General features: G+C 72.1%; 15 protein-coding genes. 8 read left to right on the top strand and 7 right to left on the bottom strand.

Going from position 1 to position 11,890, the window contains the following annotated elements; genetic code table 11:
• Nucleotides 1–43 precede the first annotated feature (43 nt).
• On the bottom strand, nucleotides 44–475 hold the full coding sequence (locus tag ITJ54_RS11185; RefSeq protein ID WP_194628303.1) for a hypothetical protein: 432 nt from the start codon (nucleotides 473–475) through the stop codon (nucleotides 44–46).
• An 85-nt stretch (nucleotides 476–560) separates the two neighbouring features.
• Here ITJ54_RS11185 and ITJ54_RS11180 point away from each other — a divergent pair, with 85 nt between their 5' ends.
• The gene (locus ITJ54_RS11180; RefSeq protein ID WP_194628301.1) at nucleotides 561–800 is read left to right on the top strand and encodes a hypothetical protein; all 240 of its coding nucleotides are present in this window, start codon (nucleotides 561–563) and stop codon (nucleotides 798–800) included.
• A complete protein-coding gene (locus ITJ54_RS11175) occupies nucleotides 797–1,201 on the top strand; it encodes an SdpI family protein (protein WP_194628300.1) in 405 nt (134 codons plus the stop codon). Before ITJ54_RS11180 ends, ITJ54_RS11175 begins: the two co-directional genes overlap by 4 nt.
• Here ITJ54_RS11175 and ITJ54_RS11170 read toward each other — a convergent pair.
• A complete protein-coding gene (locus tag ITJ54_RS11170; protein ID WP_194628298.1) occupies nucleotides 1,164–2,102 on the bottom strand; it encodes an NADP-dependent oxidoreductase in 939 nt (312 codons plus the stop codon). The two genes, ITJ54_RS11175 and ITJ54_RS11170, sit on opposite strands and share 38 nt — an antisense overlap.
• Before the next feature lie 91 nt (nucleotides 2,103–2,193).
• Here ITJ54_RS11170 and ITJ54_RS11165 point away from each other — a divergent pair, with 91 nt between their 5' ends.
• Together ITJ54_RS11165 and ITJ54_RS11160 are read left to right on the top strand one after the other, a co-directional pair.
• Nucleotides 2,194–2,694 (top strand): MarR family winged helix-turn-helix transcriptional regulator, encoded by a 501-nt coding sequence (locus ITJ54_RS11165; RefSeq protein WP_194628296.1) that lies wholly within the window; start codon nucleotides 2,194–2,196, stop codon nucleotides 2,692–2,694.
• A gap of 222 nt (nucleotides 2,695–2,916) precedes the next feature.
• Nucleotides 2,917–4,356 carry an MFS transporter gene (locus ITJ54_RS11160; RefSeq protein WP_194628294.1) on the top strand — a complete coding sequence of 480 codons (1,440 nt, stop codon included), beginning with the start codon at nucleotides 2,917–2,919 and terminating at the stop codon, nucleotides 4,354–4,356.
• Nucleotides 4,357–4,413: 57 nt separating this feature from the next.
• Here the strand turns inward: ITJ54_RS11160 and ITJ54_RS11155 are convergent, their stop codons facing one another.
• Entirely contained in the window at nucleotides 4,414–4,989 is a 576-nt protein-coding gene (locus ITJ54_RS11155) for a TetR family transcriptional regulator (RefSeq protein ID WP_194628292.1), read from the bottom strand.
• Between the two features lie 128 nt (nucleotides 4,990–5,117).
• Here ITJ54_RS11155 and ITJ54_RS11150 point away from each other — a divergent pair, with 128 nt between their 5' ends.
• Nucleotides 5,118–5,615: a pyridoxamine 5'-phosphate oxidase family protein gene (locus tag ITJ54_RS11150; RefSeq protein WP_194628290.1), complete on the top strand. Its 498-nt coding sequence runs from the start codon at nucleotides 5,118–5,120 to the stop codon at nucleotides 5,613–5,615.
• A 27-nt stretch (nucleotides 5,616–5,642) separates the two neighbouring features.
• Here ITJ54_RS11150 and ITJ54_RS11145 read toward each other — a convergent pair whose 3' ends face one another.
• Nucleotides 5,643–6,668: a medium chain dehydrogenase/reductase family protein gene (locus ITJ54_RS11145; RefSeq protein ID WP_194628289.1), complete on the bottom strand. Its 1,026-nt coding sequence runs from the start codon at nucleotides 6,666–6,668 to the stop codon at nucleotides 5,643–5,645.
• Nucleotides 6,669–6,745: 77 nt separating this feature from the next.
• Nucleotides 6,746–7,309, bottom strand: a complete 564-nt coding sequence (locus tag ITJ54_RS11140; RefSeq protein WP_194628288.1) for a TetR/AcrR family transcriptional regulator — start codon at nucleotides 7,307–7,309, stop codon at nucleotides 6,746–6,748.
• 55 nt (nucleotides 7,310–7,364) lie between these two features.
• On the opposite strand from ITJ54_RS11140, the gene ITJ54_RS11135 reads away from it, so the two are divergent.
• Nucleotides 7,365–7,676 (top strand): hypothetical protein, encoded by a 312-nt coding sequence (locus ITJ54_RS11135; RefSeq protein ID WP_194628287.1) that lies wholly within the window; start codon nucleotides 7,365–7,367, stop codon nucleotides 7,674–7,676.
• A 93-nt stretch (nucleotides 7,677–7,769) separates the two neighbouring features.
• Here ITJ54_RS11135 and ITJ54_RS11130 read toward each other — a convergent pair whose 3' ends face one another.
• Both ITJ54_RS11130 and ITJ54_RS11125 read right to left on the bottom strand, forming a co-directional pair.
• Entirely contained in the window at nucleotides 7,770–8,330 is a 561-nt protein-coding gene (locus ITJ54_RS11130) for an MOSC domain-containing protein (protein ID WP_194628286.1), read from the bottom strand.
• A 54-nt stretch (nucleotides 8,331–8,384) separates the two neighbouring features.
• A complete protein-coding gene (locus ITJ54_RS11125) occupies nucleotides 8,385–8,936 on the bottom strand; it encodes a TetR/AcrR family transcriptional regulator (protein WP_194628285.1) in 552 nt (183 codons plus the stop codon).
• A gap of 75 nt (nucleotides 8,937–9,011) precedes the next feature.
• On the opposite strand from ITJ54_RS11125, the gene ITJ54_RS11120 reads away from it, so the two are divergent.
• Nucleotides 9,012–10,028 carry an amidohydrolase family protein gene (locus ITJ54_RS11120; protein ID WP_194628284.1) on the top strand — a complete coding sequence of 339 codons (1,017 nt, stop codon included), beginning with the start codon at nucleotides 9,012–9,014 and terminating at the stop codon, nucleotides 10,026–10,028.
• A 66-nt stretch (nucleotides 10,029–10,094) separates the two neighbouring features.
• Complete coding sequence (locus ITJ54_RS11115) at nucleotides 10,095–11,672, top strand: phospholipase D family protein (RefSeq protein ID WP_194628282.1); 1,578 nt, start codon at nucleotides 10,095–10,097, stop codon at nucleotides 11,670–11,672.
• Nucleotides 11,673–11,890 lie beyond the last annotated feature (218 nt).

The following is an 11,890-nucleotide window of genomic DNA, read 5'->3' as shown; positions in this document are numbered from 1 at the left end:
GCGGATGTAAAATGCGAGATGTGTTGGATAAGGCCGGGGTGGCTCAGTCGTCGGCTGCTTCGGCCCACTTCCGGCCGAGTCGGTCGACCACCGGCTCGGCCATCTTGTACAGCGCGATCGAGACGGCCGCTGCGACCGCGGCACCGAGTCCCCGTTCCATGAGCGGCAGGAGCAGCACCCAGAGCAGGAGCACCGAAGCGACCTCCTGCGTGATCCGCCTGAACACAGAGCGCATCGGGACCAGCTGCGCCACCACGCGTTCGAGCACGCCACCGAAGACGACCGCGACACCGACGATCGCCATCAGCCCGAGGACCAGCATCGGCACGGGGACGGACGGCCGAACGCCGCCGACACCGGGTACCAGGTCGGCAGCGATCACCCCGAACACGAGGGGCGCGCTGCTGAGGAAGAAGGCCGACAGGAACCACCAGAGGACGAGGAATCGCTCCCCGAAGGTCGATCGGCGCGGCATCACTCCTCCTGGTTCTCGTTTGCGAATGTCACACGCTACCGGCAGGATGAGTGTGACCGGATGGTGGATCGACGAGGGGCGCGACATGACCAGTCAGCAGACGACGACCAGGGGCCGCAGACTCCCGGTGGTGCTCATGCTCGCCGGGCTCGTGACGCTGGTCGTGGCGTTCGTCATGGCCGGTCCGGGCATCGTGGGCCTGATCGCCCTCGCCGCGCTGTGGATCGCGACGACGGCCGCACACTTCGCGGGGAGCACACCGCCGTCCGACACCGTCGGGACGACGAACGCGATGTCGTCGACGGACACCCGGCGGACCCGATGATCACCGTCGAGATCGCCGCGGCCGTCCTCATCGCGCTGAGCGTCGTTTTTCCCGCCCGTGGTGTCGTCCCGCGCAACCGCTGGCTCGGCATCCGCACCGCGGCGACCCTCCGAGATGCCGAGGCCTGGCAGCGAGCCCACCGCGCAGCCCTCGTCCCGATGTGCACGACCGCCGCGGTGATGGTCGTCGCCGGCATCGTCGGCTGCCTGCTCGGGCAGTGGAACAGCGAGCCGCTCATCCTGGCGATCGCCGGGGCAGCGATGGCCGGGTCACTCGGCAGCACGTGGGTCGCCGTGCGCGCGGTGCGGCGACGACTCGAGTCGGACCGTCCCGAGCCGGACGGGCTCGAGCCGGAGCTCCGCGTCACACAGCCTCCGGCAGCACGATCACCTTCCCGCTGATCCCGCGCTCGGCAGCCTCCACGTGCAGTGCCGGCAGCTCCGCCAGCGAGATGCGCCGCGAGACCTCCACCCGCAGCTCCCCCGCGTCGACCAACCGCACGAGCTCCTCGAGCTGTGCGAGGTCACTCCGCACGAACACGACGACCGACCGCACGCCACGCTCGGCGTCGTCCGGCGCGGGCATCCACGCGGTAGTGCTCACGACGACCCCGCCCGAGCGGACCAGCTCGACCAGGGCGCTGAACTCCTCTGGCTCGATCGGCGCCAGGTTCAGCAGCAGGTCGACCGGCTCGGACACGGCCTCCCGCAGCGACGACGCCGTGTGGTCGACGACCTCGTCCGCACCCGCGGCGCGCACCGCATCAGCGCTCCGCGGGCTCGCCGTGGCGATGACGTACGCACCGGCTCGCTTCGCCAGCTGCACCGCGTACGTGCCGACGACACCTCCCGCGCCGACGATGAACACCCGCTGCCCGACCTGCAGTCCGCCGTCGTCGAACAGCGCCTGGTGTGCCGTCAGTGCGACCGACGGCAGCGCAGCGGCATCGGCCAGCGGGATGCTGGTCGGCGCGTGGACCAGCACGTCAGCCGGGGCCACGACGTACTCGGCCGCGCCGCCGTCCTCGCCCATCGGCAGGAACGCGATGACGGCGTCGCCGACCGCGAAGCCCTCCACCCCGTCGCCGAGTGCATCGACCGTGCCGGACACGTCGTAGTCCGGCACGTGCGGGAGCGTCACCGGGATGGGCAGGAAGCCCGCCCGCATGCCGGTGTCGGCGGAGTTGAACGCGGACGCCGCGACGCGGATCCGCACCTGGCCGGCGGCCGGCTGGGGCTGCTCGACGTCGACGTACTGCAGGACCTCGGGTCCACCGACCTCGAGGAAACGGACTGCCTTCATGATGATGCCCTTCGTCGTGTGCTTCGAATTCGAAGCAACTACGGACGACGGTAGTACTGCTTCGAACTCGAAGCAACGGTAGGATCGGACCATGGTCGAACCCCAACCCGGACTCTCCCCGACGGAGCTCGCCGCGTACTTCGCCTTCACCGAGGTCAGCGCGCTCCTCCGCCCCGCGGTCGAGCAGCAGCTCCGCGACGCCGGAGGCCTGAGCTACGTGCAGTTCCAGCTGCTCGCGCGCCTCGGCGACGACCCGACGGGCAGCCGGAGCATGACCGACCTGGCGGACGGCGTCGTCTACAGCCGCAGCGGCCTGACGTACCAGGCGCAGCTGCTCGACAAGCGCGGACTCGTCACGCGCTCCAGCTCACCAGAGGACGAACGCCGCGTGGTCGTCACGATCACCGAGGCCGGCCGCGCCGTCCTCGCCACCGTCTTCCCCGGCCACATCGCCGTCGTCCGCGGCACGCTCTTCGAGTCCCTGACCACCCAGGAGGTCGACACCCTCGCCACCGTCCTCGGCAAGGTCGGCGACCGTCTCCGCGCAGCCCCGCCTCGGTCCGCCAGTCCGCGACGCCGCAAGGCGTCCTGAGGCGTCACGGGGCCGGCCACCCACCGGACGGGAGGCTCGGCACCAGCCCGGTGGGAGCCTCCCGTCCGTCGGTCAGCACCGTCCCGGACCCGCAGCGGCGCTTGCCGTCGGCCCACGTCGTCACCTACGGTGAGCGCAGAGGGAAAAAGCCCGCGCCACTGCGCCGGGCGCGCGCACGTGACTCGCTCGAGTCGCCACTTCTTCATCTGAAGGAGTGCGCTCATGTCCGCCGTCCCCACCGTCCGTCCACTCGCGCCGGGTTCGCTCCGCGACGCGTGGCTCGCCCTCGCCGGGCTGTCCGCCGTGTTCCTGTTCGAGATGCTCGACAACTCGCTGCTCAACGTGGCGCTGCCGACCATCGGCCGCGAACTCCACGCCACCACCACCGGGCTGCAGTGGGTCACCGGCGCCTACTCCGTCGTCTTCGGCGGGCTGATGCTGCTGTTCGGCGCCGTCGCCGACCGGGTGGGCCGCCGCCGAGTCATGCTCGTCGGCCTCGTGCTGCTCGCAGTGGCGAGCCTGGCGACGGTGTTCGTCACGACGACCCCGGAGCTCATCGCCCTGCGGGCCGTGATGGGCATCGCCGCCGCGATGACCACCCCGGGGTCGATGGCGCTGGCGTTCCGGCTCTTCGACACCGAGGACCTGCGCGTCCGTGCCCTCACCGTCATCTCGACCGCGGGACTCGTCGGCCTGGCGATCGGGCCGACCGTCGGCGGCCTCGTGCTCGCCGTGGCGCCGTGGCAGGTGCTCCTGCTCGCGAACGCCCCCATCGCCCTGGTCGCGTTCGTCGGGATCCGGACCAGCATCGGCGCCGACGAGGCGGAGGGGCTGCACCGCGCACCGATCGACGTCGCCGGTGCCGTCCTCGGGACCGCGAGCATCGCCGGGGCCCTCGTGACGCCGACGCTCGCCGTCGACCTCGGCCCGTCGTGGCAGACGTGGACGGTGGCAGCGACGACCGTGGTGGCAGCCGTCGCGTTCGTGCTGCGCGAGCGGTCGGCCCGGCACCCGCTGCTCGACCTCGCGCTGGTCGCCCGGCCGCTGGTGGCGAGCGGACTCGCGTTCAAGGCCGGCGCCGGGCTCGCCGTCGCGGGGCTGTCGTACCTGGTGACGCTGCAGCTGCAGTTCGGCTGGGGATGGTCACCGGCTGCCGCTGCCGTGGGGATGCTGCCGCAGGTCGTGGTGCTGCTCGCGAGCGGCTGGTTCGTCGGGCCGTTCGTGCAGCGGGTCGGGCTCCGTCGGGCGGCAGCGTCCAGTTCGGCGGCCGTCGTCCTCGGGCTCGGGGTGTTCGCCGTCCTCGGGCACCTCGGCTACGGGTGGGTGGCCGTCGCCCTCGTGCTCGTCGCCGCCGGCATGCGGGTCGTCGGCGTGGTGGCCGGCAACGACGTCCTGCGAGGACTGCCCGCCGACCGGACCTCGATGGGCGCCGCACTGGTAGACACGGCGAGCGAGCTGGCGACCGGGGTCGGGATCGCGGCCTCGGGAGCGGTGCTGGCGGCGATGGTCAGCGGGAGCATCGCCACGACGGCGTGGACGAGCACGCGGCTGGCGCAGTTCGAGTCGGGCGTGCAGGTCGCCGGGGTCGTGCTGACGTTCGTGGCGGCCGCGCTCGTGACGGTCGGGATCGTGCGGTCGCGCGAGGGTCGCGACGCGAGCTGAACACCCGGCGACGCGGGCTGAGCACCCGGCAACGCGGGCTGGAGGCGCAGGACGCGGTCAGCGCCGCACGAGCGCCGCGACCGCGTCCACCACGACCTGCCGCCGCCGCGCCGGCATCACCGCGGTGACCAGGGCGTCGAACTCCGGGCTGGTCTCGCTCCAGAACGCGGCCAGGTGCACGACGAGCCCGAGCAGCACGGCCGGCCGCACGGTCCGCGGCAGCACACCCGCACGCTGTGCCCGTTCGATCTCGGCGACCACCTCGGCGTTGCCCGCGACGACGGCCTCCATCGGGGCTGCGTCGCCGCGCTCCAGGCGGTACCAGGTCACCAGACGCTGTGCCCACGGCCGCTGCACCGCGGCGTCGTGCAGCCGCCCGGCGTACTCGGGCAGGTCCTCGGCGTCGAGGGGCACGATCGCGAGCGTCTCCGCGACGGTCTGGGCGTAGAGCGCGTCGAACAGGCCCTCCTTGCTGCCGAAGTAGTGGAAGATCTGCGCCTTGTTGCTCGACGACGCCGCGGCGATGCGTTCGATCCGGGCGCCGGTGATGCCGACCGCCGCGAACTCCTCGCGTGCTGCGAGCAGGAGCTTCGCACGCATGGCGTCGGCGGGCGGGGGCGTGAAGGTGGCCATGTCGATCACCGTACCGACGGGCGGGGCGCCGCGGTGGTGAGCCGTGCGGCGCACCGGCACCGAGCCTCCCGGCCGCCCCCGCGTAGCGTCGCGACCACCACCCGGTCTCTCGACGAGGAGCACGCACCATGTCCGACACCACACCCACTGACCAGCACCACATCGCCGACCTGATGAACGACGCGAAGGTCGCGATGCTCACCACGATGACCTCGGACGGCAAGCACGTCAGTCGGCCGATGGCCCTGCAGGAAGCCGAGTTCGACGGCGACCTCTGGTTCTTCGCCTACGACGACTCCGCCAAGGCCGAACAGATCGGCGTCCACCCCGAGGTGAACGTGTCGTTCTCGGACACGAAGGGCCACTCGTGGACGTCCCTGGCCGGCCGCGCGAGCGTCGTGCACGACCGCCAGAAGGCCGAGGAGCTGTGGGTCAAGCCGCTGCAGGCCTGGTTCCCGGACGGACTCGACACGGCGGGTCTCGCCCTGATCAAGGTCGAAGCGGACTCCGCTGAGTACTGGGAGGGGCCGAGCAGCACCGTCGCCTACATCGCGAAGACCGCTCGGGCTGCTGTCACCCGGAACCCCGACAAGGACCCGATCGAGAACGGCACCGTCGAGCTCTGACCCACCGGAGTCGCGGCACGATCCACGTCAGGGCAGCAGGACCACCTTGCCGTCGAGCGTCCGCGACTCCGCGAGCTCCATCGCCTGCACGATCTCGGTCAGCGGGAACCGTGCGGCGATCCTCGGCGTGACGACCCCGTCGCGGACCAGCTCCAGCACCCGTCCGAGGTCCTGCTCGAGGTGCGCCCGGAACCGCTTCGGCGTGCGGCTGTGCCCGCTCCACAGGTCGTAGAAGACCGCGCGCTGACCGGGCAGCGCGTTCCAGAACGCGATGCGGCCGACGTGCGACAGGAACGGCGGCCACAGGCTGCCCGTCCCGCTGACCGCGTCGATGATCGCGTACGAGACGAGCACCCCTCCGCGAGCGAGCAGGGAGCGAGCCGTCTGCGTCGTGGCGCCGCCGATGTTGTCGAAGACGGCGTCGACCCCGGCCGGGGCGAGCGCGCGCACCTGCTCCGCCAGGTCGGGGGCGGCGTAGTCCACGGGGTCGACGCCGTCTCGTCGCAGGGCCTCGTGGTGTCGTGGTGATGCAGCGCCGATCACCCGCACGCCGTGGTGCCGGGCGAGCTGGATGAGCACACCGCCCACGCCGCCGTTCGCCCCGAACACCAGGATCGTCTGCCCCGGCCGCACCCGCGCGGCACGGTGGAGCATCTGCCACGCGGTGACCCCGTTGACGGTGACGGCCTCGGCGTCCTCGGACGTGACGCCGTCCGGCACGAGGACCGAGTCCCGCTCGGCGACGACCGCACGTCCGGTCCACGCGCCGGTCTTGGTGAGGCTCGCCACACGCCGACCGATGACCGCTGCGTCACCGCCGGGGCCGACGGCGGTCACCGTGCCGACGAGGTCGTACCCGGGCGTGAAGGGGAACGCCGGCTGCATGAAGTAGCGGCCACGGCGCATCGCCCGTTCGGCGTACGAGATGCCGGTGGCCTCGACGGTGACGAGCAGCTCCCCCGCTCCGGGCGTCGCGACGGGTGTCTCCTCGACCAGGAGGCCGGCCGGCTCGACGATGCCCGGCAGGACGACGTGGGTGGTGGTGTCGTTCATGGTGGTCTCGATTCGTTTGGTTACTGACTGAACAGTCACAACTGTGGACATGAGGGAAAGTGGATGGGAGGGGCGTCTCAGCGGTGCCGGATGCCGGCGGTGATCGACTGCGCCCACGATGCGCCGACAGCCCCGAGGTCCGTCTGCACGATGAGGTGGCACAGCTGCCCGTACGCCACGAAGCGCTGGACGTCGGCGGGCGCGGCACCCGAGGCCCGCTCCACGGCACGGACGACCTCGCCGAGCCCGCTTCGGACGGCGTCGCGGATCTCGGGCACGCTGCTGGCGCTCTGCGCGTGCGCCTGCATCATGATGAGGTCCCGGTCCTCGACGAGCGCGATGTACGCGTTGGTCATGGCTGCCAGTCGAGCGGTCGGGTCCGTGTCCACGATCGACTCACCGGCCTCGGCGAGCGCCTCGGCGACGCGGGCGTAGGTGTCCTCGGCGGCGGCGACGAACACCCCGAGCTTGCCGGGGAAGAGCCGGAAGACGTAGGCCGGCGAGACGCCCGCCTCGGCTGCGACGTCGGCGACCGGGGTGGCGTGGTAGCCCTTCTCCGCGAAGACCCGGACAGCCGCCGCGGTGATGCGGGCGCGCTGGGCCTCGGCAGTGGAGCGGAGGCTGGTTCCGGTGGCGGGCATGTGACTGATCAAACACTTACAAGGTGCATCTGTCAAGGAGGGCTAGGGTTCGGACATGGCGGAGACGGTCCTGCTCGTCGCGAGCGTTGTGATCCTCGTCGTGACGACGTTCGTCATCCTCCGCTGCACCCGGGACCGGGAGTGGGTGCGGGACGCGCACCTGACGATGAACGCGACGCGTCGGACTTCCGTCGCGATGCTCGTCCTGCAGGCGCTCGGCGCCGCGGGCGGCCTGGCGCTCGGCGTGCTCTTCATCGCACTCGGTCATGCCGCCGTCGGGTGGGGCCTCTCGTGCATCGCGCTGATGTTCGCCGTGGTGGTCGGCGTGCACTTCTGGGTGCTGCGGCAGCCGCTGACCGACGACTGACGCCGCGGGTACGGGCTGTGCGCGCTGGTCGCGACCAGAGCCGGACTGGAGGCGCGGTGCCAACTGGCACCGCGCCTCCAGTCCGGCAGGTGGTCAGACCGGCTGCAGCGGGGTCAGCTCACCCTCGGGGAGCTCGACGCGGACCGCGTCCCCGTGCCGGACGACCCCGCCCGACACGACGACGCTCATCACCCCGCCCTTGCGCTCGACGACCCCGTCGTCGCTCTTGCCCAGGACCTCGCGCAGGAGGCCCGGTTCGAAGCCGTTGATCTGCTGGCACGGGTTGCGGAGGCCCGTGACGCGGACGCAGGCGTCGTCGCCGAGGTGCAGCAGGGCCCCTTCCGGCAGGCCGAGCAGGTCGATGCCGCGCGTGGTGACGTTCTCGCCGAGCTCCCCCGGCTCGACCGCGTAGCCGGCGTCGGCCACCTCGTCGAACAGCTCGGCGTGGATCAGGTGCACCTGGCGGAGGTTCGGCTGCGAGGGGTCCCGCGCCACCCGTGAGCGATGCTGCACTGTCGTGCCGGCGTGGGCGTCGCCCTCGACACCCCAGCCCTCGACGAGCGTGAGCTCCTGCACGACCGGCTTGCTGAACCGGTGGTCACTGTCCCTGCTCACCGCGACCACGCGCGGCCTGTCCTCGTGTTCAGCGTCCATGGGGCGATTCTGGCGCACGGCGGCGCGAACGGGTACCCGCAGGCCGACCCCGGATCAACGCGTGTCGGTCGGCTCCGCCAGCAGTGCCGCGAGCCACGGTTCGACGAGGTCGGGGACGTCGGCAGCACGCCGGTCGAGCACCTCGAGCCCGACGAAGTGCCGCGCGATGGTCAGCCCGAGGATGCTCGACACCACGATCGCGGCCCGGAGTTCAGCGTCGTCGCGCGTGCTCGTGCCGGCGAGGACGTCGACGCGTTCCTGCAGGTAGTCGCGCATCACCGCGGCCGCCTCGGGCGAGGTCAGCATCGAGCGGATGAGCGCCCGGGTCGACGCGGGCAGGTCCTGCAGGCGCGCATCGAGCACGTCGCGGAGGTGCTCGGGGACCTCGTCCTCCGCGAGCTCCGACACCGGGCGGACGGCGAGCGCGAAGAGCTCGTCCTTCGAGCCGTAGTGCTGCAGCACGAGCGACGGGTCGACACCGGCGCGACGGGCGATGCCGCGGATGGTGGCCCGGGCGCCGTGTTCGCCGAACTCGACCTGGGCGGCGTCGAGGATCCTGGCGGCACTCGCAGCGCGTCGCTCGGCTCTGGTCAACGGCTCCGGCACCGGTTCACTCTACAGACGACGAGCGACGTGCTACGTTGACTCAACACGCGGTGAGCGAATGACGGAGGAGTGGCCATGTACGATGCGACCGAGGTCCTGATCGGCATCGAGGAACACTGGGTCCACGAGGGCATCGACGCCGCCCAGCGCTCCCTGCCGCCCGATCGCCGCGACGACAGCCTCGTGCTGAACGAGCACGGCGACGTCCGCGCACGCCTGACCGACACCGGTCCGGGGCGGCTGGCCTCGATGGACGAGCAGGGCGTCGCGATGCAGGTGCTCTCGCTCGCCCCACCCGGGACGCAGGGGCTCGACCCCGCGGACGCGGTGGCGCTGAGCCGTGACGCGAACGACCAGGCAGCGGCCACGATCGCCGCTGCGCCGGACCGCTTCCGCGCCATGGCGACGCTGCCGCTGGCCGATCCCGTCGCCGCCGCGGCCGAGCTCGAACGGGCAGCCCGACTCGGGCTCGTCGGGGCGATGGTCCACGGCCGGACCGGTGACGTGCTCCTCGACGATCCGCGCTTCGACGACCTGTGGGCAGTCGCCGCCGAGTCCGGGCACCCGGTGTTCATCCACCCGCAGATCCCTCCGCGCGCCGTCCGGGCGGCGTCGTACTCCGGCCTGGGCGACGGGCCAGACCTCGCCCTCGCCACGTTCTCCTGGGGGTGGCACCTCGAGGCAGGCACGGCGGCGCTCCGGCTCATGACGAGCGGCGTCCTCGACCGCCACCCGGCCCTGCAGCTCGTCCTCGGGCACTGGGGAGAGCTCCTGCTGTTCTGGCACGACCGGGCCGACGGGCTCGCTCGGATGGCCCGCCTCGACCGCACGGTCACGGAGTACCTCCGCGAGAACGTGTGGATCACAGCCTCCGGCATGCTCGACCCGGCGATGCTCCGTCACGCGCTCGAGGTCACGACCGCCGACCGCCTGCTGTTCTCCACCGACCACCCGTTCCAGCAGCCGTCGAGTGCCGCGATCACCTCGTTCCTCGGGGCGTTCCCGGACGACGACGCCCGCCACGCCTTCGCGTCGGGCAACGCTCGGCGACTGTTCCACCTGCCGAGTGCGCAGCCGGACGGCACCGTCTGAGAAGACCCACGCGGGTTCCGTGCCGCCACCGATGCCCGGACCGGCGGCGCCCCGTAGTGTTCGACCGTGCCCACCGACCCACGTCACTGGTTCCTGGCCCGCGACGAGCGCGGCAACACCGCCACCGAGGTGCACGCCGGTGCCGGTGACACCCCCGCGTGGTCGGAGGGCAACCTCGTCCTCCCGCTGGTGCACGGGGCGCCGTACTTCGAGCGCATCCACGCCGAGCTGAGCGCGCTCGAGCCCGGCGACCGCGTGTGGTTCACCGACTGGCGCGGTGACGCCGACGAGCGCCTGCTGCCCGACGGCCCGACGATCGGCGACCTGCTCGCCGACCGGGCACGGGCAGGGGTCGAGGTCCGCGGGCTGATCTGGCGCTCCCACGGCGAGCGGATCTCAGCGTCGCTCAGCGCCCGGGCGAACGAGCTGCTGGGGCGGAAGATCAACGACGCCGGCGGCGAGGTCCTCCTCGACCAGCGCGTCCGCGTGTTCGGCTCCCACCACCAGAAGTTCTTCGTGATCCAGCACCGCGACGACCCTTCGCGGGACGTCGCCTACGTCGGAGGCATCGACCTCTGCCACAGCCGCCGCGACGACGCCGCACACGAGGGCGACCCGCAGCCGGTCTCGATCGACTCCCGCTACGGCAAGCGGCCCGCGTGGCACGACGCCTCGATGGAGCTCCGCGGCCCGGTCGTCGCCGACGTCCTCGCCGTGTTCGCCGAGCGGTGGGACGACCCACACCCGCTCGACCGCAGCCTGCCGTACCGGATGCTCCTGCAGCGACTCGTCCGGATGCCGCGCCGCCCCGAGCCGCTGCCCGAGCGCACACCCGCTCCCCCGCCCGCCGGCGACCACGCGGTGCAGCTCCTCCGGACCTACGGCGTCAAGCGCCCGCCGTTCCCGTTTGCCCCCGAGGGCGAGCGGAGCATCGCCCGCGCCTACGGCAAGGCGTTCCGCACGGCGCGAGACCTCATCACCATCGAGGACCAGTACCTCTGGTCCCGCGAGGTCGCCACCGGCATCGCCGAGGCGCTCGAGCGGAACCCCGACCTGCGCGTCATCATCCTCGTGCCCCGGTACCCGAACTCCGACGGGGTGTTCGGCGGACCACCGAGCCGCCTCGGGCAGATCGACGCGATCACGACCCTCCGTCGCTCGGCCCCCGACCGCGTGGGGGTGTTCGACCTGGAGCACGAGTCCGGCCGCCCGATCTACATCCACGCGAAGGTCTGCATCGTCGACGACGCCTGGTTCACGATCGGGTCGGACAACTTCAACCGGCGTTCGTGGACGTCGGACAGCGAGCTCACCTGCGCCGTGGTCGACACGTCCGAGGCAGACGGGACGCTCGCGCGGGACCTCCGACACGAGCTCTGGGCCGAGCACCTCGCAACCACCCAGGACGACCCGCGGCTGGACGGCTCGGGAGCCGAGCTCCTCGCGCTCTGGCGGTCCCACGCCCGGGCCCTCGACCACTGGTACGAGGACGGCCAGCCCGGCCCCCGTCCCCCTGGGCGCATCCGGCAGCACGAGCCGGAGCCCGTCTCCGCGCTGCAGCGCCTGTGGGCGGCTCCGGCAGCCCGGCTCGCGGTGGACCCGGACGGCCGCCCGCGCGCGCTGCGGGGCACCACGCAGTTCTGACGCGACCCCGGACCGGACGGGAGGCTCGGTGCCAGCTGGCACCGAGCCTCCCGTCCGTCTCGGTTTGGCCCCGGCACCCGCAGGCCGACCGCCGGACCGGACTTCGATCTGCGCCGTGACGGATCCGGTCGGCTCGCCCCGAGATCCGCGAACCAGATCCGTCACGACGCAGAACGAGAACCGCCGTCCCCTGCGCAGACCGTCGACAGCACGCTTCC

The organism is Curtobacterium sp. VKM Ac-2865 (assembly GCF_015350905.1).
Classification (GTDB): Bacteria; Actinomycetota; Actinomycetes; order Actinomycetales; family Microbacteriaceae; genus Curtobacterium.
Note: the sequence above shows the minus strand (reverse complement) of the source record. Positions and strands in the feature narration are given on the sequence as shown.